The organism is Pseudomonas sp. RIT-562, assembly GCF_026241895.1.
Taxonomy (GTDB): Bacteria; Pseudomonadota; Gammaproteobacteria; order Pseudomonadales; family Pseudomonadaceae; genus Aquipseudomonas; species Aquipseudomonas mandelii_F.
Genome location: NZ_JAPJIV010000003.1, coordinates 431,040 through 454,172, shown reverse-complemented (window position 1 = coordinate 454,172; position 23,133 = coordinate 431,040). Strand labels below are relative to the sequence as shown.

19 protein-coding genes, 1 tRNA gene and 1 pseudogene are annotated in these 23,133 nt (G+C 57.4%); 6 read left to right on the top strand and 15 right to left on the bottom strand.

Annotation, left to right across the window (positions count from 1 at the left end; genetic code table 11):
• Positions 1-23 precede the first annotated feature (23 nt).
• The 5 genes from ORL50_RS06915 (at position 24) to ORL50_RS06895 (ending at position 3,951) form a co-directional block, all read left to right on the top strand.
• Positions 24-245: a tautomerase family protein gene (locus tag ORL50_RS06915; RefSeq protein ID WP_266011473.1), complete on the top strand. Its 222-nt coding sequence runs from the start codon at positions 24-26 to the stop codon at positions 243-245.
• Complete coding sequence (locus tag ORL50_RS06910; protein ID WP_266011450.1) at positions 242-898, top strand: DsbA family oxidoreductase; 657 nt, start codon at positions 242-244, stop codon at positions 896-898. The genes ORL50_RS06915 and ORL50_RS06910 overlap by 4 nt, the downstream gene beginning before the upstream one ends.
• Positions 899-940: 42 nt before the next feature.
• Positions 941-1,651: an SDR family NAD(P)-dependent oxidoreductase gene (locus ORL50_RS06905; RefSeq protein WP_266011448.1), complete on the top strand. Its 711-nt coding sequence runs from the start codon at positions 941-943 to the stop codon at positions 1,649-1,651.
• 202 nt (positions 1,652-1,853) lie between these two features.
• Positions 1,854-2,912, top strand: a complete 1,059-nt coding sequence (locus ORL50_RS06900; RefSeq protein ID WP_266011446.1) for an aromatic ring-hydroxylating oxygenase subunit alpha — start codon at positions 1,854-1,856, stop codon at positions 2,910-2,912.
• Between the two features lie 88 nt (positions 2,913-3,000).
• Positions 3,001-3,951 (top strand): PDR/VanB family oxidoreductase, encoded by a 951-nt coding sequence (locus ORL50_RS06895; RefSeq protein ID WP_266011444.1) that lies wholly within the window; start codon positions 3,001-3,003, stop codon positions 3,949-3,951.
• Positions 3,952-3,960: 9 nt separating this feature from the next.
• Here the strand turns inward: ORL50_RS06895 and ORL50_RS06890 are convergent, their stop codons facing one another.
• From ORL50_RS06890 to ORL50_RS06855, 8 genes and pseudogenes are all read right to left on the bottom strand, one after another.
• A complete protein-coding gene (locus ORL50_RS06890; RefSeq protein ID WP_266011442.1) occupies positions 3,961-4,674 on the bottom strand; it encodes a GntR family transcriptional regulator in 714 nt (237 codons plus the stop codon).
• 82 nt (positions 4,675-4,756) lie between these two features.
• The gene (locus tag ORL50_RS06885) at positions 4,757-6,007 is read right to left on the bottom strand and encodes an OprD family porin (RefSeq protein WP_266011440.1); all 1,251 of its coding nucleotides are present in this window, start codon (positions 6,005-6,007) and stop codon (positions 4,757-4,759) included.
• Positions 6,008-6,074: 67 nt separating this feature from the next.
• Positions 6,075-7,409: an MFS transporter gene (locus ORL50_RS06880; protein ID WP_266011437.1), complete on the bottom strand. Its 1,335-nt coding sequence runs from the start codon at positions 7,407-7,409 to the stop codon at positions 6,075-6,077.
• Between the two features lie 1,136 nt (positions 7,410-8,545).
• Complete coding sequence (locus tag ORL50_RS06875) at positions 8,546-8,866, bottom strand: isochorismate lyase (RefSeq protein WP_266011435.1); 321 nt, start codon at positions 8,864-8,866, stop codon at positions 8,546-8,548.
• A gap of 145 nt (positions 8,867-9,011) precedes the next feature.
• A pseudogene (locus ORL50_RS06870) lies at positions 9,012-9,266 on the bottom strand (ATP-binding protein); the annotation flags it as partial.
• Positions 9,267-9,933: 667 nt separating this feature from the next.
• Positions 9,934-12,306 carry a TOTE conflict system archaeo-eukaryotic primase domain-containing protein gene (locus ORL50_RS06865; protein ID WP_266011433.1) on the bottom strand — a complete coding sequence of 791 codons (2,373 nt, stop codon included), beginning with the start codon at positions 12,304-12,306 and terminating at the stop codon, positions 9,934-9,936.
• A gap of 197 nt (positions 12,307-12,503) precedes the next feature.
• Positions 12,504-12,779 (bottom strand): hypothetical protein, encoded by a 276-nt coding sequence (locus ORL50_RS06860; protein WP_266011431.1) that lies wholly within the window; start codon positions 12,777-12,779, stop codon positions 12,504-12,506.
• Complete coding sequence (locus ORL50_RS06855) at positions 12,776-13,756, bottom strand: integrase domain-containing protein (RefSeq protein ID WP_266011429.1); 981 nt, start codon at positions 13,754-13,756, stop codon at positions 12,776-12,778. Before ORL50_RS06855 ends, ORL50_RS06860 begins: the two co-directional genes overlap by 4 nt.
• A gap of 1,144 nt (positions 13,757-14,900) precedes the next feature.
• On the opposite strand from ORL50_RS06855, the gene ORL50_RS06850 reads away from it, so the two are divergent.
• A complete protein-coding gene (locus ORL50_RS06850) occupies positions 14,901-16,889 on the top strand; it encodes an RNA/DNA-binding domain-containing protein (protein WP_159389499.1) in 1,989 nt (662 codons plus the stop codon).
• Positions 16,890-16,898: 9 nt separating this feature from the next.
• Here the strand turns inward: ORL50_RS06850 and ORL50_RS06845 are convergent, their stop codons facing one another.
• The 7 genes from ORL50_RS06845 to ORL50_RS06815 form a co-directional block, all read right to left on the bottom strand.
• Positions 16,899-18,221: a tyrosine-type recombinase/integrase gene (locus tag ORL50_RS06845; RefSeq protein ID WP_266011425.1), complete on the bottom strand. Its 1,323-nt coding sequence runs from the start codon at positions 18,219-18,221 to the stop codon at positions 16,899-16,901.
• Positions 18,222-18,392: 171 nt separating this feature from the next.
• Positions 18,393-18,468, bottom strand: a tRNA-Thr gene (locus ORL50_RS06840).
• A gap of 77 nt (positions 18,469-18,545) precedes the next feature.
• Entirely contained in the window at positions 18,546-19,370 is an 825-nt protein-coding gene (locus tag ORL50_RS06835) for an FkbM family methyltransferase (RefSeq protein ID WP_266011423.1), read from the bottom strand.
• Positions 19,371-19,710: 340 nt separating this feature from the next.
• Positions 19,711-20,940 carry a methyltransferase gene (locus tag ORL50_RS06830; protein ID WP_266011421.1) on the bottom strand — a complete coding sequence of 410 codons (1,230 nt, stop codon included), beginning with the start codon at positions 20,938-20,940 and terminating at the stop codon, positions 19,711-19,713.
• Positions 20,921-21,610: an ABC transporter permease gene (locus ORL50_RS06825; RefSeq protein ID WP_122841425.1), complete on the bottom strand. Its 690-nt coding sequence runs from the start codon at positions 21,608-21,610 to the stop codon at positions 20,921-20,923. The genes ORL50_RS06830 and ORL50_RS06825 overlap by 20 nt, the downstream gene beginning before the upstream one ends.
• Complete coding sequence (locus ORL50_RS06820; RefSeq protein ID WP_225569269.1) at positions 21,607-22,302, bottom strand: ABC transporter permease; 696 nt, start codon at positions 22,300-22,302, stop codon at positions 21,607-21,609. Before ORL50_RS06820 ends, ORL50_RS06825 begins: the two co-directional genes overlap by 4 nt.
• Before the next feature lie 78 nt (positions 22,303-22,380).
• On the bottom strand, positions 22,381-23,127 hold the full coding sequence (locus ORL50_RS06815; protein ID WP_266011416.1) for an ABC transporter substrate-binding protein: 747 nt from the start codon (positions 23,125-23,127) through the stop codon (positions 22,381-22,383).
• Positions 23,128-23,133: the final 6 nt, after the last annotated feature.

Here is a 23,133-nt window from a genome sequence, read left to right as displayed (position 1 = left end):
GGGCAGGTCACTGGAGATTCCTCATGCCTTTCGTCAACGTTCGTATTACCCGCGATGGCGTTACCCCAGAGCAGAAAGCTCAGGTGATCGCCGAAATCACTGAAACCCTGGAACGCGTCCTCAACAAGCGTCCGGACCTGACCCACATCGTGATCGAGGAAGTCGACACCGATAACTGGGGCTACGCCGGCATGACCACCACTGCCTACCGAAAACAGCTGGCTGAAGAGGAGGGCAAGTCATGACCGCGTCGGTCACGGTCGATTTCGTCTCCGACGTGGTATGCCCCTGGTGCGCCCTGGGCGCGGCGGCACTGGAGCAAGCGATCGCGAATGTGGCGGGCGAAGTCTCGGTGCAGCTCACCTACAAACCCTTCGAATTGAACCCGGACATGCCGGCAGTCGGCGAGAAAGCCGTAGATCACCTGATGCGCAAATATGGCCGCACCGCCGAGGAAGTCGCTGCCGGCAAGGCCATGCAGATCGCTCGCGGCGAGGCCATCGGTTTCAAGTTCGACCTGGAGAAACGCAGCCACTTCTATAACACCTTCGACGCGCACCGCCTGCTGTTGTGGGCGTTGCAGGAAGGGCGGCAGATCGCACTGAAGCAGATTCTGCTGCGCGCCTACTTCGCCGAAGGCCAGAACCTGAGCGATCAGGAAACCCTGGTGCGGCTGGCGGTAGAAGCAGGGCTTGATGAGGACGGAGCACGTGAAGTGCTGACCTCTGGAGCCTTCGGCAGCGAAGTGCGTGAGCTCGAAGGTTTCTACCGGCAGCACGGCATCAACTCGGTGCCGGCCATGGTGCTCAACGGTCGTCATCTGGTGTCCGGCTCACAGTCGGTCGAGTACTACGAACAGATGTTGCGACAAATGGCCAAGGCCCCTGCTGAAGCCTGATTACTTAATTTTCAAACCATCATTTATGAGTAGAGGTTCATCATGAGCAATTCGAAAAAAGTCATCGTTATCACTGGCGCATCCCAAGGCCTCGGCGCCGGCATGGTTAAAGCTTTCCGTGATCTGGACTACCAGGTTGTCGCCACTTCGCGTTCGATCAAACCGTCCACCGATCCGGACATCCTTACAGTCGCCGGCGACATCGGCGAACCTGAAGTTGCCCAACAAGTCATTCGCGAAACCATCGCCCGGTTCGGCCGCATTGACACCTTGGTCAACAACGCCGGGATCTTCGTCGCCAAACCGTTCACCGACTACACCGCCGAAGACTACGCCGCCGTGCTGTCGGTGAACCTGAACGGCTTCTTCTACATCACCCAGCTCGCCATCGCCGAGATGGAAAAACAGGGCAAAGGCCACGTGGTCAACATCACCACCAGCCTGGTGGACCACGCGATCGATGGCGTGCCGTCGGTGTTGGCATCGTTGACCAAAGGCGGCTTGAATGCGGCGACCAAATCTTTGGCCATCGAGTATGCCAAGCGCGGGATCCGGGTGAATGCGGTATCGCCTGGCATCATCAAGACGCCAATGCACGGTGAGGAGACTCATGCGGCGCTGGGGAGCCTGCACCCGATGGGGCATATGGGCGAGATTGATGATATTTCGCAGGCTGTGGTGTATTTGGATGGCGCTAGTTTTGTTACTGGCGAGATTCTGCATGTGGATGGTGGGCAGAGCGCGGGGCACTAGGGTTGGTGCTTCAGCTGTCTACAAAACAAGCCCTCTTTTTGAGGGCTTTGTTTTGCCTGCGAACTGGGGTAACGGCCTATTTCAGAGCTGCTCCAATGTCTAATGGATCCATTGATGCGCGCATTCAGGCTTAATACTTGACTGATTTGAGATTAGTCATATTTAATGGATCCATAAAAACAAGCCTGAGCTGGAGATCTTCATGTATCCGAGAAACACTTGGTATGTCGCCTGCACTCCTGACGAGGTCGCCTCCAAGCCTCTGGGGCGGCAAATATGCGGTGAGAAAATTGTTTTCTACCGAGGCCTTGAGGGGCGCATTGCCGCTGTCGAGGATTTTTGCCCTCATCGCGGCGCTCCCCTTTCGCTTGGTTATGTCGACAACGGCAACCTGGTGTGTGGATACCATGGCCTAGTCATGGGCTGCGACGGCAAGACCGTCGAAATGCCGGGGCAGCGGGTTCGGGGTTTTCCGTGCAACAAGACTTACGCGGTCGAAGAGCGTTACGGCTTCATCTGGGTCTGGCCTGGGGAGCAGGACAAGGCTGATCCTGCGCTGATCCACCACCTGGAATGGGCTGTGAGTGATGAGTGGGCCTACGGCGGTGGGCTGTTCCATATCAATTGCGACTATCGACTGATGATCGATAACCTGATGGATCTTACCCACGAAACCTACGTACACGCCTCGAGCATCGGCCAGAAAGAGATCGATGAAGCGGCGCCGGTCACCACCGTCCAGGGCAATGAGGTGGTGACCGAGCGGCACATGGAAAACATCATGGCGCCGCCGTTCTGGCGTATGGCCCTGCGTGGCAACAATCTGGCTGACGACGTGCCGGTAGACCGTTGGCAGATCTGCCGCTTCAGCCCGCCCAGCCACGTGTTGATCGAGGTGGGTGTGGCCCACGCCGGCAAGGGCGGTTACCACGCCGAGCCGCAACACAAGGCCGCGAGCATCGTGGTCGACTTCATCACCCCGGAGACCGAAACGTCGATCTGGTACTTCTGGGGCATGGCACGCAATTTCAATCCGGGCGACGAAGCCCTGACTGCCAGCATTCGCGAGGGCCAGGGCAAGATTTTCAGCGAAGACCTCGACATGCTCGAGCAGCAGCAAAAAAACCTGCTGGCCAATCCCGAACGCAATTTGCTCAAGCTCAATATCGATGCCGGGGGCGTGCAGTCCAGGCGCGTGCTGGAACGTCTCATCGCTCTTGAACGAGCGCCGGCGGTCGAGCTGATTGCGGCGGCCAAATAGCCAAGGGCACTGCCCTTCAGCGCTACGCCAGTCCCCTCCCAAAGATCCTGTTCGCGGCCACTGCGGTGGCCGGTCTTGAAGGTGCGCCATGATTGAAGTCGTCGTGACATCCCGCAACAACGAAGCGTTGGATATCTGCAGCTACGAGTTGACCTGTGCCCAAGGCGGGGCATTGCCCGTCTTCAGTGCCGGGGCCCATATCGATGTGCACCTGCCCGGCGGACTGATCCGTCAGTACTCGCTGTGCAATCACCCGCAAGAGCGCCATCGCTACGTGATCGGCGTGCTCAGGGACGCCGCCTCGCGCGGTGGTTCCCAGAGCCTGCATGAGCAGATCAACAGTGGCGATCGGCTGATGATCAGCGAGCCGCGCAATCTGTTCCCACTGGTGGCCGAGGGAAGACGCAGCCTGTTATTCGCCGGCGGCATCGGCATTACCCCGATTATGTGCATGGCCGAGCAACTGGCCCACAGCAACGCCGATTTCGAGCTGCACTACTGTGCTCGCTCCAGTGACCGTGCGGCGTTTGTCGAGCGACTCAAAGGGGCATCCTTTGCCGATCGTGTGCACCTGCATTTCGATGAACAAGCCGATTCCCGCCTGGACGCCGCCAGGGTTCTGGCCAATCCGCAGCCTGACGTGCACCTGTATGTCTGCGGCCCCTCAGGCTTCATGCAGCATGTACTCGACAGCGCCAAGGCTCAGGGCTGGAGCGATGGGCAGTTACACCGTGAATACTTCGCCGCGGCGCCGGTGGATACCGCCGGCGATGGGACGTTCCAGGTCAAGCTAGGCAGCAGCGGGCAGGTGTTCGACATTCCCGCCGACAAGACGGTGGTCCAGGTGCTGGAAAGCCACGGTGTCGAGATTGCCATTTCCTGTGAGCAGGGCGTCTGCGGAACCTGCCTGACCCGTGTACTGGAGGGGGTGCCTGATCACCGCGACCTGTTCCTCACTGAAGACGAGCAAGCGGCCAACGATCAGTTCACGCCTTGCTGTTCGAGGGCCAAATCCGCGCTATTGGTGCTGGATCTCTGAATGAGCCGGTCATTCGCCGCGCGCGATGACTTTCACTCGCTCGCCATTGCCGATTGCTCCGAACACTTCGGCGTAGCGCAGCGTGGCGTTGGCGTGTTCACGCATGATGGCTTCAGCGCGTGCGCCCTGGCGGCTGACCAGCGCGTCGTAGACCGAGTGGTGTTGCATGTGCGCGAAGTTGAAGCGCCGGTATTCACGGGCCATGTCTTCGCGATCGATCGCCAGCGCTGACACTGAGGCGAAAGGGCGATGGTCGTTGCGCGACAGGGCTTCGGCAATGGCCGGGTTGGCGCTGCTGGCGACGATCACCTGATGAAAACGCATATTGAGGTCATGGAATACCTCAAGGTCGTCTTCTGTCACAAAGCCTTTGTCGAACAGCGCATCGCCTTGCACCAGACATTCGAGCAGCGCCGCCTGCGCTTGCTCACTCAACCCGCGCTCGGCGCTTTGCCGCGCCGCCAGCCCCTCCAGCACCCCGCGTACCTCGACGGCGCCGGCGATATCGTCGGCGCTCACCGAGCGTACCTGATAGCCCCGCCCGCCATGGCGCACCAGCAAGCCTTCCTGTTCCAGGGTCAGGAAGGCCATGCGCACCGGCATGCGCGAGACGCCAAAGCGTTCCGCCGTCGGAATCTCCATCAGCCGTTCGCCGGCCGCCAGCTCGCCCGAGGCAATCATTTTGCGCAGTGCGACCAGCACCATTTGACCTGGTTTGCTCATGCAGGCGACTTCCAGTGAGGGGTCGCCATAGTAACGCAAGGAGAGGGGAGATGCAGGGGCGCCAGGCGCCCCTGGGCGGAGGTCAGAGTGACAGTGGGTAGCTGACGATCACACGGGTCTGATCGAAGTCACTGTTGAAACTGCGGCGGTTGGTGGCGTTGTTGACCCGCAGGCTGAGGTTCTTCAGCGGGCCACTTTGCAGGGTGTAGCTGAGCTCAGTGTCGCGCTCCCATTCTTTGCCATTGCTGCCAGCCTTGGTGGTGGCGTTGTCACCATGACCGTAACGGGTCATTAGCTGCAGGCCGGGAATACCCACGGCGACGAAGTTGTAGTCATAACGAGCCTGCCAGGAACGTTCATCGGCGTTGCTGAAGTTGCCGTTGAACATGTCATTGCCCAAAGTGCGCCCACTGCTGCCATACACGGACATCCAGCCGGTATCGCCGCTGACTTTTTGCAGGCCCAGATACAGGGTATGGCCACCCAGGTTGGCCGAGAACAGCCCGTAGGCGGTATGGCTTTGCACGTTGCCGATACGCGCGCTGCCGTCATCCTTGTCGATGAAATAGCCCAGGTTCGCGCCGAGGGTCCAGTCACCGAACTTCTGTTTATGCAGCAGGTTCAGATAGCTTTGCTGATAGATGTCTTCGAGTTGCGAGTGCCAGGCACCAATCAGCGTTTGTTGTTCGTTGAAACGGTATTCGGCGCCCGCGTAGTTGAAACTGTCCGACATAACGGTGGGAGCAGCCCAGGCCGAGAGGTCTTGCATGTCCGAGGAGTTACGCAGGCTCACGGCGGTGTATTGGCCTGCCTGCAGGCTCAGGCCAGGGAGCTCTCGGGACACCAGCGTGGTGCCCTGGAAGGTCTGTGGCAGCAGGCGCCCGTCATCGTAGCGCAGCAGCGGAATATCCGGCATGAGCTCGCCGAGCATCAATTCGGTTTCGGAAATACGCATTTTTGCCGCCACCCCCGCGCGCCCATAGTTGTCAGCGGCGTGACCATCGTCGTGCACCGGCAGCAGCTCCGATCCGGAGCGTTGAGGGCCGCTGTCGAGCTTGACACCAAACATCGCTATACCGTCCAGGCCAAAGCCGACCACACCAGGGGTATAGCCGGAACTGAACTTGAGAATCGCGCCCTGGGCCCATTCCTCGATCTTGCTCTTGCTGGCGCCGGGATCGTTGAAATCCCGATTGAAATAGTAATTGCGCAGCATCAGGCTGGTCTTCGAATCCTCGAAAAAACCGCTGCTTTCAGCTTGCGCCGAAGGAATCAGGGCAAGCGCTATTGCACCGCCGAGCAGAGCCCGGGGAGGGAAGGAGAGGTACGTCATTATTGTTGTTTTCCTGAAGGATGTAGTCAGTAGCGGGGACCGACCCCGCTACCTCTTCGCAAAGGTGTCAGGCCTGGCTGAGTTGGGTGCCAGGCTGTGGTTGGGCGGCAGGCCGCAGTGCCAAAAGCACAGCGGCGGCGATGACGAAAACCACGGCAAACACCCCATACAGGTGCAGGGGTTGCCAGCCGCCGTCCAGCAACAGGCCGGCGACCGTCGGCGAAAGAATCGCGCCAATGCGTCCGATACCGATGCCCCAACCAACCCCCGTCGCGCGCACCGAAGCGTCATAGACAATCGGCGACAACGCGTACAGGCCTGCCACACAGCCGTTGGCAAACAGGCCGATCAACAGCCCCAGGCCGAGCGCCATTGATACCGATGAAGCCGAGCCGACGAACAACACCAGCAAGCCTGCGGTCACCAACATGAACAGCGACAGCACGCGAGTCAGCCGCCAGCGCGAGGCCATGGCGCCAATCAAAGCCGCGCCAAAAATACCGCCAACACTCAGCAACACTCCGCCGCTGATCCCTTGTTGTGCCGACAGCCCCGCCGCGACCAGCAGCTTCGGCGTCCAGCTCATCACGAAGTAGAAGCCGAACATCACGAGGAAGAACAGCAGCCAGATCAGCAGCGTGGTGCGCCGCGACGCCGGTGAGAGCAACTGCGCCAGGCGTCCGCGGCCTGAAGTTGGCGCTGTCATGGCGAGGGGCAGGTCGCGCAGCTCTGGCTGGCCGAGGCGGGCGGCCAGGCGATTGATCCGGACCAAGGCATTGACGGGACGGCGGGCGATCAAAAAATCCAGCGACTCAGGCAAATACAGCAGCACCAGGGGAATCACCGCCAAGGTCACCACGCCACCGAAGATGAACACCGAGCGCCAGCCAAAGTGCGTCAGCAGCCACACCGACAACAAGCCCCCAAGCGTCGCGCCCAAGGCATAACCGGTGGACTGCAGGCTCACCGCCAATCCTCGCCAGCGTTTGTTGGCGTACTCACTGGCAATCACATTACTGCTGGCCAGGATCCCGCCAATACCCAAGCCGGTCAGCCCGCGCATTAGCGCGAGTTGCAAGGGCGTCTGGGTCAGCGCCGACAGCAGCATGCCGGCCCCGGAGAGCAGCAAGCAAAACAGAATCAAAGGGCGACGACCAAAGCGATCCGCCCATGGGGCAATGAACAAAGAGCCCGCCGCCATGCCAAACAGCCCGGCGCTCAGCAACAGGCCAATCTGCGCACCGTTCAGGCCCCATTCGGCAGACACCGAGGAGGCAGTGAAGGCCATGACCAGCACGTCGAAGCCATCAATCATGTTCAGGACAATGCAGATGCCCACGGCCAGCCACTGGAACGGCGCCATGGGGCGCTCGTCCACCACTCTCTTCAAATCGACGGTCATGGTCGGCCCTCGAAACGAGGCTGTGCACAGGTAAGGCTGGAATAGCAGACGTAAGTGGCTGCAAGCCAAGGCTTGAGCCAGATTGAGAAGTCACTCATCACGACAGACACCCTTGTTATTTTTATGGGCGGGCAGGTGCGGTACCTGACACCGTGTGGTGGCAGTCAATCAATTTATGGATCCATTGAGAAGTGGCTTACAGAAAAATGTTATCTGTGTTTTTTCAAATAGCAAACATAACGCTTTAAAATCAATGAGTTATATTGTGATTGAAAGTGTTCGATTATCGGACAGATTGGATGTATTTTCTTTAAGGGATCCACTAATGATGAGCGCGGGACTCGCTTGGTAGACCCCGGGGACATGCTTTGCGTTTTAAGCCGAGCGCCGCAGACATTATTTACGCACCGTTCGCTTTGGCTGTTTACTGCCCCTCGCCCAGGGCAGCAATCAGCCAAAAGCGAACTTCGATTGTAAATAGCCTACGCAAGCACCTGCTATGAGCGGGTACAACACCCCCCAAAAACGATCGGTCCAGGCATCATTCGCGATCGACCCCGAATCAGCAGGAGCCCCGCTGCAGAAGGCCGATTTGGATGACCCCCTCCGGAAGACCTCCTGTGGGAACTACCTCTGTGAGAACTACTTCTGTGAGAACTGCTTCTGTGAGAACTACTTCTGTGGGAGCAAGGCTTGCCCGCGATAGCGCCAGATCATCCACAACAAATCAAGATGACCCAGCACCCTCGCAAGCCCACCTTTGACTAACCCCCAGAATCCCCCCGCATCAACACCTTCACCGCCTGTGGTTCAGTTTCATTTCTCTTCTCTAAGCTCCATGAGTCAGTGCTTTAGCTGAGTCTCAAGGCTAGGGCAGAGTCATGGAAAGCAATGGCCTTTCCGCAAATGGCCGAGGCTGTGTAAAAACGATTTCAAGCGAGTTTGGTGGTCTGAATCGGAGCAAAAAACGCGATTCTATGCAAATTTCAGATCTTCTGATTAACCAGGCACTGGCAGATTTCACGTAGCCGCGCAGACTTCAAAACGGTGCCAGCCTTTTTACACAGCTTGGGCCGATTACGACCTGTCATGACTGACCGAACCCACAACCCATGGCGGACATTCCGATACTAGAGTCAGGTGTCGGATTGATGAGTCGCCCAGTGTTTCATCTCTTCGGCAATGAAGTGGTTCACCAGGTCGCTATACATCCTCTCGATGGCATCCGGGCTCAGGCCTTCAGCCTCGGCCCACTCGCGTCGTGTCGCGAGCATGGCCTTGAAACGCTCCGGAGCACGCACCGAAGCCACCGAAGTCTTGAACTTCGAGGCCGCCAGTACGTAATGAAAACGCTTGCCCAACAGCTTGATAACGACCTGATCAAGGGCATCGATTTCGCGCCGGATGTCCTCCATGCTTGCACATGCTTCGGGCTGCAACTGATTGATAACTTCCATGTAGGTGACTCCGTTTGCTAAAAAAGATCATGAGCCTTCGGAAAAAGTATCGGTGCGCTATCTTCCGTGAGCGATACAGCCTGAATACCATAAACTCCGCTGTCCGCGGCACGATGTGGCAACACCGGTTGAAAACTGACCCACCCTACCGAAGCAAAACTGACCCACCCCGGCGGTGTTTGAGGTCTGTTTCTTTCTGTGGCGAGGCCGTTTCTCTCGGCACTACCTGACCCGATTTCAGCTTGTCCTTGAGTCGATAACTCTGTCCGCTGACCTGGACGATATGTGCGTGATGCAGAAGCCGATCCAGCAGCGCAGCGGTCAGTGTCGAGTCGTCGGCGAAGGTCGTTGCCCACTGGCTGAAGGGCAAGTTGCTGGTCAGCACCAAGCTGCCTTGCTCGACGGGCGCAGGATGGCGCAAGGAAATGGCCAAGCGGATAGGTTGCTTCGCAACTCATACCCTTTCATAGCTGCGGTGGGCACACAGATAGAAGTAGGCATCCATCACATAGCTGTGACCACTCGAGCTGCCGGAGGGCTGTGGATGAAATTATCAACCGGAGATGACGTGGATCTATTCGGCCATTGGGTTGGACTTGGAGGTAGAGGCCATCGCCGTCGAAAAGCTTGTAGGCGCGGGATGGGGGGAAGGGGCAGCAAGATAGTTATGACTGGATATCTACAGTGAGACTGGCGGCCTCATCGCGAGCAAGCGCGCTCCCACAGGTTTCCCTTTTCAGGGAGCCCCCGTAGGTGGTCCCGAAAGTTTCAAGGTGTAGGCAAAAAGTAAGCGACCCAGAAACAACAAAGCCCCTGCATTTCTGCAGGGGCTTCGTTTTGTATGGTGCGGCACCAGGAGTCGAACGATCTAATAAGTTATTGAATTAGCTGATTAATACTTAAAGCCCTGTGCGATTCTACCTCTAAAACTACCTCAAGGTCCTCGTACGGCTGAGGATCTTGCTTGACGTGACTAACGGCGAAGGGCCGGAGTTGCCCCCACAGCGGCCGGTCATTCGTCTATGAGAGTTGGGCCGTTGATGTGTCAACGGTCAACCACGTTAGAGTTAGAGTAGGTCCATGGTGGCCATAGAATCAGCCATGCGGTAGCCCATCGCTTTGTAACCCGCCTGGCGCTTATCCCACATCCTCATCAGCGCGACATTACCCTCGTCAACGAAGTCGATCACTCGCACGTCGGCCTTATCGGCATGTGATCGATGCAACCGCCCCGCATATTGCTGAAGGATTCCCTTCCATGAGATGGGCATTGCCAGCACCAGCGTGTCCAACGGCGGATGATCGAAGCCTTCACCTACTAGTTTTCCTCTTGCCAACAGCACTCGTGGAGCATCAGGGGGAAGGGACTCAAGCTCATGCATACGGGAAATCCGCTGTTTCTTAGGCACTCGCCCATGAAGCGTGAAAAGGTTATGCACGCGCTGCTTCAATTCTAATTCAAGGGCATCCACATGTTCCGTCCGCTCCGTTAGCACTAGAATTTTTCTACCCTCGTTGTACGCCAGCTCAATCTCCGAGACGATTTTGGCTGTCCGCTCAGAGTCGTCGGCTAGACGCCGAAAAACGTCCTGAATCCCAAAGCCGTCGGGGACCATTATTGGTTTGGGCAGCAATCGAGGCACGACAGAGAGGTCATGGGGCGCACTCGCTGGTCGAGCAGCAGAATGTCGGATCGGTCCGCATTGCATAAAAATAATGGGCTGCTGTCCATCTCGGCGCACTGGGGTCGCTGTGAGTCCCAATACGTACCGCGCGGTCGCGCTCCTCAGTAGTGCCTCGAATGACACTGCTGATAGGTGATGACACTCATCAACGATGATCTGGCCGTAGTTTTTTACCTGATCGCTGATCTCGCCTTTTCGCGATAGCGACTGCATGACGGCAATGTCGATGATGCCTGTAAGCTTCGCTTTTCCGCCCCCAAGAGTACCAACGACACCATTCCCGACTCCCAAGAACGCCTGCAAGCGCTCTTGCCACTGCCTTAACAGTTCCGTCCGATGCACAAGCACCAACGTGTTAATGCCACGTGCGGCAATCAATGCAGCAGCACTCACCGTTTTACCGAAAGCTGTCGGTGCGCAGAGGATACCGGTGTCATGACTTAGCATTGCGCTGACAGCAGCCTCTTGGTCAGAACGCAGGGTCCCGAGAAAGCTCACGTCGATGGGGTCGCCCGCGAAGCGTTCGTCTTTAAGAATAGGGGTAACCCCGTTTTCCTCTAAAAGCTCCAGCGCAGCATCCAAACAGCCACGTGGTAACGCAATATGTTTGGGGAAGTTCTGGGCACAACCGATAATCCTTGGCTTGTTCCACACTGACATGCGCATGGCCTGAGCTTTGTAGAACTCAGGATTTTGAAAGGCAGCGAGCCGGACAAGCTGGTTTGCCAATGGCTGTGGCAATTCCGACTTTTCAAAGTAAATTAAGTTAGCCTGCGTGATGTTGACAGCAGCAGGCAACGGGCATGTCAATTTACGTGATCTCGATTCACGATTTTTCCAAGGTTCTGCATCACCTTCGTCATCGACATAGGCGACCCCTAAAGGGTCCCGATTACCCATCGCCTGGATAATAACGGGCTGGATATCTTCTGGACTCATGCGCTGAATCGATGCCAGGAAGGCCCATTGATCAGGATGAGGCTCAAGCGAATCGTCTACAAAAACGCTATTATTTTGGGCCCTGGCCCGCTTTTGTAAAGGGAGCGCGATGAGATTTCCAAAGCCGCCTTTGGGCATATAGTCCTGGTTTGGAAACAGTCGATCATAGGAGCTGAGCGCCAACTGCCGGGTGCGCTCACAGGCATGACTGATGATTGCGGCACCGAGGCGGCGCGCATCGCAGGCAGGAACATTACGCTCAAAGAAAATCCAGCCATGAGCCCCTTGGCCTGAGCGCGATATTTCCAGCGCCACCGGGACGCTCAGCTCATGGCATGACTGCACAAAAGCTTTGGAATCATCACGCCATTCGGCCTCATCGAAGTCGACCGCCAAAAAATAACAAGTGTCATCAGAGAGTAGGGGGTAGATACCAACGACCACTTCGCCCGCCAGATGGCGATAGACCACCTCATCGGTCAGCGGAAGCAGCTGGCGGTTACCGCAGTCGCCACATTTAATTCGGGGCTTCTCACAAACGCCAGGCCTCCATTCGTTTGCGCAAGCGGGTGCGTATCCTGATTTGCCTGCCTTGCTTTCCCAGCGGATGGGATAAACGTCCGTCCTACCACGAAACAAGCTTCGGAATAGGGCAAGCTTTCCATCAGTATCGAGTTGCTGTGATTGTTCTGCTTGGACAATCGCTATCTTGACTGGCTCAGCAGGCGGGCGCCATTCGATGCCATGAGCATCCAGCAAGGCAACCAATCTTGCATTCTCAGCCCTTAGCTTCGCCACCAGACTAGTGTCTATCACCGCCTTCAGCCTCTACGTCTCAGGTGAAGCCTGTAGCCTCAAGCTACAACCCTCAGGTCCATCAGTAAAACATAGAGGTTATCAAACAACAGAGGTTAGGTTCAGGGGCTCAAGAGGTCCGCCCTAATCCCAATCAAATCGTTGGCTGGCTCAATCTGCCAGTGAGGGATACAGAGCGCGCAGTTGCTGGCATTCGGCTAACGTTGAAAACTCCAGGATTTTCCTAGGCGCAGAGTGATCAGGCTTGTGGTCAGCAGGTAGTAGTAGCGCGTCGATTTCGAGTTTGAATTCATGTGGTGGTTCAAAAACCAAACGAGATGCTTTCTTTGCCATGTCCATGGATTATCTCGGTTCCAGCGTTCAGAAATGGCTGCTTGAATAGTCTTGGCCTGGCGGATGTGACGTTCTCGTGTGGCATGTGCTCCAGTCAGTGCCCCAGTCAAGAAGATCTCCATATCGAATGGTTTATTCATACCCGACCACCGATGTACGCTGATACCACGTCGATTCGACCGTGTCCCAGCTCATAGCTGATTTGTAAGCGTGCCTCTCGATCAAGGCATGGATCGAGGCGCCTGCCCCTGCCACCGTTGATGGGCGCTAGGTGATGGGTGATCTGCTCATAGCGTTCGCATGCATAAGCCGCGCGCAATTCGTGGAAGCCTTTGAGGTTGTGCGTATGGAGGATGTCTCGGGCGGGGCGTATGACACTCGGTTGGAAATCGAGGTAGCTCTCGTTCGGTGCCAGCAGGTTGCGGCTACCGTCGGGAGAGACCTGTTCGGCGTACCTGAGCGCTTCGCGAATATGGTCATCCACCCTGATCCAACGAGGCGCGGTTGCGCCGCCGCGGCCACCTTTGGTGCCATCCTGGATGTTGATCTTGTCGTAGTGTTCGGCTTCTCTTCGCAGGCGCGGAAGGTCGGCCAAGATGGCCTCGCGCAAGCGCATGCCGGTGGCTCGCGCCAACTGGGCGATGGCCGCCGCACGCGGCATTTGGTGTTCGCAGAGCACGTCGACGATCCGCTTCACGTGTTCGCGGTCTTGGCCTTGCGGCACCGAGCGACGAACACTGTTCCGCCGCATTCCCAGCGTCTTGCTCGGACTCGGCACTTTCACATACTGATCACCGCGAAGTGCGGCCATGGTTCGGTTTACGCTGGACAACCGGTTTTGCGCGGTGGCGATGCTGATAGCGCCTTGTTCAACTTGGTGACGCAGATGGCCGGCGTAATCTAGTAAGGTCTTCCGATCAATTTGTCGCGCATCGTTATTCCCTGGTCCATCCTTCGACCGACACCAGCGTACAAACGCCTGCCATCGATCGCTATGCGCTTTGACCGTGGCGAAGTGGCCACCTGCAAACAGATCCTTGAGCGCTTGCGGTCCGGCATAACTCAGTTGCCGGCCATAGCCAAAATTCCGCCCATCTCGTCTACCGACCAATCCCATGACCAAACTCCTCTCGAAGCCAAAACGTTGAAGCTTTTCCCCACGTCATCCCGCCAAGAATGTTGAGTGTTATCAGGGATCAAGGCCCCTGCGACCTGTGAGGGTTGTCCTCTAACGCAGGACTGGCGGCTCTTTACGACCGGGAGCTTGGGCATCTCATGATCTGACCTCCTGAACACTTCCAAAGAAGTGGGCGGGTGGAGGCTGCACTGGCTGACGAGACCAATGCCGCGAGATCCTGAGTCGAGTGAAGGTAGTGATGCGGTGACCGGGGCATGCCTGACTGTCAGTCAGGTGCAGTCCATTCCGTGGGCTGCGGCACCATCATCGGCATCGCTGATGCTGGTGACTTCGGTGTTTGTCACGCCGATTGTCACGAGAGGGAATGCCGCAAAGCCTTGTACGAGTTGGGCTGCAGCAGCGGTAGGAGCGCCCGTCTCTTTCCGGAAGAAAGAGACGGGCGCAGGTTGGCGCAAGGAAATGGCCAAGCGGATAGGTTGCTGCAGGGCAGCTATGAAAGGGGATGAGTTGCCGCAGTGGGCACACTGATAAAAGTAGGCATCCATCACATCGCTGTGACCGTGCGAGCCGCCGGACGCTAATCGCACTTTGGGAGAACCACCACCGTGTGGCGTAGCCTTAAAGGTTCTGACTACCTGGGTTGCTGTCAACGACAGCGCTTTGCCCGATCTTTTCTACGCCTGTGGATAATTTGGGTCAAGGTTCGATTTTTCGGGAGTTCTGCGGCTGTGGATGAAATTATCCACCGGTGGAAATCAGTGGTTTTCCACAGACAGTTGCATGGGCTTTAGATTTTTTAAGTGAGGTCCATCCAAGCAGGGCGGCTTTGCAGCCCCGCTTGGATGGACCCGCGTGGACAAGCGGATCATCGAGATTTCGAGAACGTACGCTTACTTTGCTGCGCCGCGATTGGCTTTTGGCCGTGTGACATTCGTGCAGAGTCGTGAGGAGTGACATCCTCCTGCTGATGGGTGACTGGGAATCGGCTCCACCAGTTCATGATCAGTCTCCGCTCGTCGAGTTGCGTGCGACTATGGAAGACTGAGTACAATCCCCGCACGTATGTCTTTTCTTCGACCTTTTGCAGCTACGTGAAGCCGGCTGATCATTTAGGAAGTCTTTGATGTCACTCAATCCCCACACCCTTGAAGACCTGCCCTCGCTGGTTGAATCTGTCGAGCTCGAATGCAAGCTCGCTCAGGGGCAGGATGGGAAGGGAGAGTTGCCTAAGGATTTCTGGTTAACCTACTCCGCTTTTGCTAACACTCAGGGTGGGGTAGTACTGCTTGGCGTGCGCGAGAAGGATGGGCAGTTCAGCGTCGCAGGCCTATCAAATATCGAGAAAGTACGTACTGACCTGTTCAATACCCTCAACAATCCGGCCAAGGTCAGTGTCAATCTGCTGACTGACCGGGAGGTGGTCGTCAGAGAGCTGGAGGGCAAGCAGGTACTTGAAGTGAAAATCCCGGCGGCTTCGCGTAAGCAGAAGCCGGTATTTCTCAATGGTCAGCCGCTAGGTAACACTTATCGTCGATTACATGAGGGTGATCGGCGTTGCTCTGAGGAAGATGTTCGCCGCATGTTCGCAGAGCAAGTGGAGGACTGTCGGGACGAGCGGATTTTGCCGAATTACGACTTCGCGGACATTGATCCGGACAGTCTGCGTATCTACCGCCAGATGCTTAGCGACATAAAACCAGGCCATCCAGCGCTGGAGCACCAAGGGATTGAGTTTCTCCGACAGATAGGAGGTTGGCGTAAGGACCGCACGAACGGAGTCGAAGGGCTGACTCTGGCAGGTTTACTCATGTTCGGACGCTGGCTTTCGATCCAAGAGAGTGTGCCGCATTACTTTGTGGACTATCAGGAGCGGCCGTACGCCAAAACAGAACTGCGTTGGGTGGATAGGCTCGTCCCTGATGGAACCTGGTCAGGAAATCTGTTTGATTTCTACCGGCGGGTTTATCGCAAGTTGGTTGAGGACTTAAAGGTACCGTTCGCTCTCAAAGGTGATCAGCGCCAGGATGACACACCGGTACATGAAGCTCTGCGCGAGGCTTTGGTTAATACCTTGGTCCATGCTGACTATACCGGGCGGGTTTCCGTGTTAGTCGTGAAGCGTCCTGACTTGTTTGGTTTTCGCAATCCTGGCGGCTTACGTTTACCCCTTGAGCAGGTGTTGCAAGGTGGTACCAGCGATTGCCGGAACAGGCTAATGCACCAAATGTTTCTTCTTATCGGCCTTGGCGAGCGTGGTGGTTCTGGGGTTCCAAAAATCTACAGCGGGTGGCGCAGCCAGCATTGGCGACCGCCAGCCCTTTATGAAAAGCCCGAGCCCGAGCAAACCCTTCTTGAGCTTCGCATGTTGGACTTGCTTCCAGAAGGGGTGGTGGAGCAGTTACGAGAGCGATTTGGGGTTCGTTTCGAGAGCTTGGAACATACTGCTAGGTTGATTTTGGCCACAGCCGCGATTGAGCGGGTGGTCAGCCATAATCGTCTCCTTGAGATTTGTGATACTCATGCTCATGACTTGAGCCAACTGCTTGCACGGTTGGTACGCGAGGGATTCCTTGTGCCCGACGGGCGCTCACGGGGCATGATTTATCACCTGCCGGGTGAGCAACTGCCTACGCCGGAGCAAGTGTTCGCAGGTCCGCTACAGAGCTCCGAACATTACGCCGGCAGCTCCGAACATAACGGGGCTAGCTCCGAACATAACGCAGGTAGCTCCGAACATAAGGTCGAGCTGGATATGCAGCGAAACGATGATGGCTGCTTGTTGAGCGATCATATTGACGCGCCGCTGATCGATGCTTTGGACAGGCTTGATGCAGGGTTTCGAGAAAAGCTCGAAATACTGGCTGAGGAGCCGCGCAATCGAGAGCGCATGCAAAAGGATCGTATGCAACAGGTGATTATCACCCTATGCAAGGAGCACTATCTGACGCTCAACGTTTTGGCTAATTTGGTAAAGCGCAGTCCAGATGCCCTCCGTCAGCAGTACTTGAATGGAATGGTGAAAAGCAGGCAGATTCAGTTGGCATTTCCGTCCAAGCCGACTCATGAAAGGCAGGCGTACAAAGCGTACATTAGTGGGCAGGACGAGGAGTAGGCTAACGGCCTACTCCCTCAAGCGGCTTTTCGCCTTGAGCCGCGTGACGTTCGTCCCGGTCTGGTTTGCAAATTCGTGCGGGGTGACATGCTCCTGCCGGTTGGCCTCCAGATACCGGCTCCACCAGTTCATGATCAGCCTGCGCTCCTCGATGAACTCGGCCTTGTGGATGTAAGCGGCACGGACGTTGTTGCGTTCCTTGTGGCTCATCTGCCTTTCGATGGCGGTCTCGGACCACAGTCCAGATTCAATCAGCGCACTACAGGCCATTGAGCGAAAGCCATGGCCGCAGATTTCAGTTTTGGTGTCGTAGCCCATCTTTCTGAGTGCGCTGTTCACCGTGTTTTCAGACATGGGCTTCCAGGGCTTGGCGTCGCCTGCAAACACTAGGTCGAATTTGCCGGTGAGGACGTGGATCTGTTCAAGCAGAGCCACGGCTTGCGGCGATAAGGGTACAAGGTGGATGTCCCCGGCCATCTTCGTGCCCCTTGTTGAAAAGGGTACTCCGTCCAACGCGGGTCGAGTGTCCGGTATCTCCCAGGTACCGCGCTTGAGGTCGAACTCGCTCCAGCGGGCGAAGCGCAGTTCGCTGGAGCGTACGAACACATGCAGCGAGAGCATGACCGTCAGACGGGTAAGTGCGCGGCCTTTGTAGGTGTCGATACGCTCCTGCAATTCAGGCAGGCGCGATAACGGTAGAGCGGGGCGGTGAACCACTCTCGGGGCTTTGATCAAGCCTTCAAGGTCGTAGGCAGGGTTTGCGGTGATCTGCCGAGAACGCTTCGCCTCGCGCATGATGCTTTGCAGGTGGTTTTGTACCCTTAAAGCGACGTCAATCGTGCCGCGCTTCTGGATCGCTTTCAGAGGTTGCATCAGGTCATGGGTGTCCAGATCGACAATAGAGCGAGCGCCGATCAGCGGGAAGACGTGGGTTTTTAGGCGGCTCAGAACCGTCTTGGCGTGGCCCGGCGCCCATTTGGCAGACATCGCTTTGTGCCATTCCAATGCAGCGCTTTCAAAGGTTCGGCCTTTGATTGCGGCCTGCGTCTTGGCTTGGTGTTTGGTCTCGATGGGGTCGACGCCTTTCGCCAGCATCCGCTTGACCTCCAGGCGCTTGTTGCGCGCATCGGCGAGGCCGACCACGGGGTAGCTGCCGAACGAGGTCAGTCCTTCGCGTCCATCAGGTTTTACATACCTGAGGCGCCAGCCTTTGCGGCCATTGGGTTGGACTAGAAGGTAGAGGCCATCGCCGTCGAAAAGCTTGTAGGCGCGGTCGGTGGGCTTGGCTGAGCGGCAAGCCGAATCGGAGAGTGGGGCGGTGGTTCGCGACATAAGGGTACTCCCCCTTTATCGAATTACCTTACCCCTAACATTACCCCTAAAACGGCTGGAATCCACCAGATTTTTACGTAACCTGACGGAACGCCCAAACGAAAAAACCCGCCAGAAGGCGGGTTTTTCGGGGGTTCCAGAGATTTTGAAAGCCTTCTCTGGAACCTTGTATGGTGCCGGCACCAGGAGTCGAACCCGGGACCTACTGATTACAAGTCAGTTGCTCTACCAACTGAGCTATACCGGCGTGTTGGGCGACGATTATAGCGATTGGAATGGTTCTGTAAACCCCTGAATTCAGACTATTTTTGCGCAGGCCTTGGGTCAGGCGCGGCGCAGGGCTTTCTTGAGTTTGTGCAGGGCTTTCCAGGTGCGGCTGTTCTGGATGGCGTGTAGTTGCGCTTCGGCCTGTTCGGCGCGTTGTAGAGCGGCGGCGAGGTGTTGGTCGGCGTCGTTGAGGGGATGGCTGAATTTGTGGCCGCGGCAGAGCTGGAAGTTGTCCAGGTTGCAGGGCGGGATGTCGAAGGCGGGTTTGAGGTTGAGGTGTTCGTCGGCGAGGTAGTAGGTGTTGAGGCCGTCGAACAGGATGGCGTGGTAGCCGGCGCTGGTGACCAGGGTTTCCCAGGTCTGGTTGCGCTCCCAGGGGGTCTCGATGAGGATGATCCACGGGCGCCATTGGCTGAAGTCCATACCGCGCAGCACGGTTTCCTCGTGGCCTTCGACGTCGATTTTCAGGAAGTGGATGGGCCTGCCCTGGGCGTGTTGTTCGCAGATGGAGGTCAGGGTGCGTGATTGTACGGTGTGGCTGCGCACGTCCATGCCGGCATCTTTGTGCTGTTGAGCCACGGTCGGTTCGAGGGTCGACAGGCCGGTGTCGGCGATGCCGTAGAACGTCAGGTCCTGGGCGTTTTCGCCGGCGACGCATTGCAGGTTGGTGTCTTTGGGGCGTTGTTCGCACAGGGCCTGGTAGTAGTTGGCCACTGGCTCGACGTTGATGCCGGTCCAGCCGTGGTCGTAGAACGCCTTGGTTACTGAGTCGTGCACGGGATCGTTGGCGCCGATGTCGATGTAGAAGCCATTTTCAACGTTTCTGAGGGCGCGCCACAGGCGGATGTCTTCGAAGTTCTGTGCGTAGGAAATAAACGTCACGATCGAGTCCTGTGTTTTGTTTTTTTATTAACGGCCGCGGGATCGGCGCTTATTTGCCTGTATAGCAAGGAGGACGGTCGTGGCGCAAATGACGGCTTGCGTGGTCCCGTATTCGGCGGTTATGTCCTTTTCAATCATCGCTTATGCACAACGGGCGTGATGGCCGTGAGTGCTCATTACCGATTTTGTGGACCCGTTCTCATTAGTTCGCAAATGCCTGTTTTTATGGTTTTTTATTCATGTGTACGAAAATTGAACACGGGTGTTTCAGGGGGGAAACAGCTGTAAACATTGGATCCAGGATAATTCCATCAACAGAGTTATCCACAGGCTGCGCTGTTTAGCAGCGCTCGCCCAGGATCAGCAGATTACGCGGAGTGAGAGGGCTTTCGCAGAAGGTTCCGAGACGAACGGTGTAACCCTGCTCGGTGAGGAAAATGGCTCGGTCGAGTACCAGCCAAAGCTCGAGCGGGCGTCGGAAAAGTCCGCGCAGCAGCTCCAGGTTGCGCACCTGTGCCAAGCGTTGCCAGCCAGCGGCTTCCACGGCTGGCCAGTCCTGAGTGCCGATTGTGGATAAGTCCTTGAATGCGGCCAGATGATGGCAGTATTCGGCGAAAGGTTTGTCTAGCCATGCGCTGGGAAGGGACGGTGTGGGCAGGTATTGATCGATGCCGCGTAGTTGCCTTTGCAGCAGGTCAAACGCCAGGCGCCGCGCCATGGAGGTGTCCCGCTGGTGACGGACTCGGGCGCCTGCAGTGACAGTCTCGCTGGCGGGCAGCGCCAGATCGTCCAGGGACAGCTGCAGGGTGGATTGCTTGCCCGGTGAGGAAATTGCCTCATGGGCTGTAAGACTGATGCGGTTGTAGCAGCAGGGTGCAATGGCCAGCTGTTGGCAACCTGCGGCGCTGGCGAGCTGGATCAACCTGACATGTAGGTCGCCGCAAGCGTGCAGCGCGACCGGGGTATGTGCGCTGTTCAGCAGACTCGCGGCTTCGGCGGCGAGTACATCCTGTTCAACATGCAGTGCGTGCAGGTGATGGCGCTGGCTGAGTGCCTGGCCGCTGGCGACCAGGGCCGGGTCGTACTCCAGGCAGGTGAGTTGCTGTCCTGCCTGCAGCAAGCGTCGGCCGAGGTGACCCTTGCCAGCGCACCAGTCGAGAAAATGGGTTGGTTGCCGGGTGAACTTCAAGCGGCTGGCGAACGCTTCGATCTGCTGCCATTTGCGCCCCGGCACGTCGACGTTCAGACGGTGCCCGGCTTGTTCCAGCGCATAGGCCGGCAATTCGCCGATGGCGCTGAGCTGAAGTGATTGCGCCGCCAGCGTAGCGAAAGGCTCGGGCGCGTCCAGCAGAGCGGGGTGGTTGTGTGCGAGCTCGGCGTCTTCCAGGGAGCGGCCGCGTAGCCACAGTGCCAGTTCCGGGTAGGACGTTTCCCAGGGGAGTTGCAGGTGAGTGAAGGGGCGGGGCTTCCACAGCGCTTGATGCTCGATCAGAAAAGCATCCAGCGCGGCGAAACGGGCGAGCAGAGCCTCGCCCGTCAGTACTATGCTATCAACGCCCTTGGCAGGCATCGACGCGCAGCCAGCGTTCCAGCAGCTTGAAGCCGCGCACCAGGACGAAGGCCATCAGCAGGTAGAACATGCCTGCAGCGAAGAATATCTCCACCGGCAAGTAGGTCCTGGCGATGATGGTGCGAGCCATGCCGGTCAGTTCCAGCAAGGTCACGGTGCTGGCCAGGGCGCTGGCCTTGAGCATCAGGATCACTTCGTTGCTGTAAGCCGGCAGGCCGATGCGCGCGGCGCGCGGCAGGATGATGTAGAACATCGCCTTGGCCCGGGACATGCCCAGCGCCCGTGCAGCTTCGATCTCACCCTTGGGAATCGCCTGGATCGAGCCGCGCAGGATTTCGGCGATGTAGGCTGCGGTGTGCAGGGTCATGGTCGCGGTGGCGCACCAGAACGGATCGCGCAGGTAGGGCCACATTGAGCTGTTACGCACCGCATCGAACTGCGCCAGCCCGTAGTAGACCAGAAACAGCTGAACCAGCAGCGGCGTGCCCCGGAAAAAGAAGATGTAGGCGTAGGGGAATGCGCGCACGTACCACAGGCGTGATGACCGGGCGATGCCCAGCGGAATCGCCAGCAGCAAACCGGCAATGACCGCGATGGCTACCAGTTCCAGGGTCAGGGTTGCGCCTTGGGCCAGCTTTGGCAGCCACTTGATAATGACTTCCCAGTTCATTGGGTGCTCCTTGCGAACCCGCGACCGGCGCGTTTTTCCATGAAATGCATGCCGGTCATGGCGAGAATCGTCAGGCCCAGGTACATGAACGCGGCCACCATATAGAAGGTGAACGGTTGCTTGGAGACGGTCACGCCGATTTGCGCATGACGCATGATTTCTTCCAGGCCGATCACGGAAACCAGCGCCGTGTCCTTCATCAGGATCATGAACAGGTTGCCAAGGCCCGGAAGGGCGATGCGCCACATCTGCGGCATGATCAGCTTGGTGAAGATGCGAAATTTCGACAGGCCCAAGGCGACGCCAGCTTCGCGGTGGCCTTTGGGAATCGCCAGGATCGCGCCGCGAAATACTTCCGTGGCGTAGGCGCCGAAGCACAGGCCCAGGGCAATCACGCCGGCAGCGAAGGCATTCAATTCGAGGTCGGGCTTGCCGAAGAATTCGCCCAGTTCGCGCATCAGGTTGACCGTACCGAAGTAGATCAACAGCACCCAGAGCAATTCCGGGATGCCGCGCACCAGGGTCGAGTAAGTGCCGCCAAGCCATTGCAGCGGCTTGTACGGGGAAGTTTTGGCCAAGGCGCCGAGCAGACCGAGTACCAGCCCCAGGCACAAGGCCGAGAGTGCCAGTTTTACAGTCATCAGCGCGCCAGCGGCGAGCGCCGGGCCGAATCCGTAGAGATCGATAGTCATGGATTTCTTTTCAAATCGCGGCAGGCAATGCCAGGGGCTGGCGCCGTCAGCGAACGGCGCCAGCCAGGCAAGTCAGAATCAATAGATGCTGAAAGGGAAGTACTTGTCGTTGATCTTTTTGTAAGTGCCGTCGGCAACGATTTCTTTCAGCGCAGCGTTCAGCTTCTCGCGGATAGGGTCGTTTTTACGCACGGCGATCCCGATCTTGTCGCTTTCTTCCACCGGGTCGCCCTTGAACTCGTAAGAGCGGCCAGCGTCGCTTTTCAGCCATTCGTAGTTGACGTATTTGTCCGCCAGGATGCCGTCCAGACGCCCGGAGGTCAGGTCCAGGTAGGCGTTTTCCTGGGTGTCGTAGAGTTTGACTTCAACGCCTTCCATGTTGTCTTCCATCCAGGTGCCGGCGAGGGTCGCACGTTGTGCGCCGATCACTTTGCCTTTCAGGGAGTCTTTGTCGGTTTTGAACTCTTTGTCTTTCGGGGCGATGAATTGCAGCTTGTTCGAGTAGTACGGGTCGGTGAAGTCCACCGCCTGCTTGCGCTCGTCGGTGATCGACATCGAGGAGATCAGGAAATCGAACTTCTTGGCGTTCAGGGCTGGAATGATCCCGTCCCAGTCGGAGGTCACCACGGTGCACTCGACTTTCATCTTGGCGCACAGGGCGTCGCCGATTTCCTTGTCGAAGCCGACCACGTTACCGCTGGCATCTTTGTTGTTGAACGGCGGGTAGGCCGCTTCGATGCCCATCTTCAGGGTTTCGGCCATGGCACCGGCGCTGAACGCCAGGGAAACGGCGGCAGCCAGGAAGACCTTCTTGTAGTTCTGCATGCGGGT

Bases quoted from the DNA above. Each gene is read 5' to 3' on its own strand.
- ORL50_RS06915 (WP_266011473.1), top strand. From the start codon at position 24: ATGCCTTTCGTCAACGTTCGTATTACCCGCGATGGCGTTACCCCAGAG.
- ORL50_RS06910 (WP_266011450.1), top strand. From the start codon at position 242: ATGACCGCGTCGGTCACGGTCGATTTCGTCTCCGACGTGGTATGCCCC.
- ORL50_RS06905 (WP_266011448.1), top strand. From the start codon at position 941: ATGAGCAATTCGAAAAAAGTCATCGTTATCACTGGCGCATCCCAAGGC.
- ORL50_RS06900 (WP_266011446.1), top strand. From the start codon at position 1,854: ATGTATCCGAGAAACACTTGGTATGTCGCCTGCACTCCTGACGAGGTC.
- ORL50_RS06895 (WP_266011444.1), top strand. From the start codon at position 3,001: ATGATTGAAGTCGTCGTGACATCCCGCAACAACGAAGCGTTGGATATC.
- ORL50_RS06890 (WP_266011442.1), bottom strand. From the start codon at position 4,674: ATGAGCAAACCAGGTCAAATGGTGCTGGTCGCACTGCGCAAAATGATT.
- ORL50_RS06885 (WP_266011440.1), bottom strand. From the start codon at position 6,007: ATGACGTACCTCTCCTTCCCTCCCCGGGCTCTGCTCGGCGGTGCAATA.
- ORL50_RS06880 (WP_266011437.1), bottom strand. From the start codon at position 7,409: ATGACCGTCGATTTGAAGAGAGTGGTGGACGAGCGCCCCATGGCGCCG.
- ORL50_RS06875 (WP_266011435.1), bottom strand. From the start codon at position 8,866: ATGGAAGTTATCAATCAGTTGCAGCCCGAAGCATGTGCAAGCATGGAG.
- ORL50_RS06860 (WP_266011431.1), bottom strand. From the start codon at position 12,779: ATGAATAAACCATTCGATATGGAGATCTTCTTGACTGGGGCACTGACT.
- ORL50_RS06855 (WP_266011429.1), bottom strand. From the start codon at position 13,756: ATGGGATTGGTCGGTAGACGAGATGGGCGGAATTTTGGCTATGGCCGG.
- ORL50_RS06850 (WP_159389499.1), top strand. From the start codon at position 14,901: ATGTCACTCAATCCCCACACCCTTGAAGACCTGCCCTCGCTGGTTGAA.
- ORL50_RS06845 (WP_266011425.1), bottom strand. From the start codon at position 18,221: ATGTCGCGAACCACCGCCCCACTCTCCGATTCGGCTTGCCGCTCAGCC.
- ORL50_RS06830 (WP_266011421.1), bottom strand. From the start codon at position 20,940: ATGCCTGCCAAGGGCGTTGATAGCATAGTACTGACGGGCGAGGCTCTG.
- ORL50_RS06825 (WP_122841425.1), bottom strand. From the start codon at position 21,610: ATGAACTGGGAAGTCATTATCAAGTGGCTGCCAAAGCTGGCCCAAGGC.
- ORL50_RS06820 (WP_225569269.1), bottom strand. From the start codon at position 22,302: ATGACTATCGATCTCTACGGATTCGGCCCGGCGCTCGCCGCTGGCGCG.
- ORL50_RS06815 (WP_266011416.1), bottom strand. From the start codon at position 23,127: ATGCAGAACTACAAGAAGGTCTTCCTGGCTGCCGCCGTTTCCCTGGCG.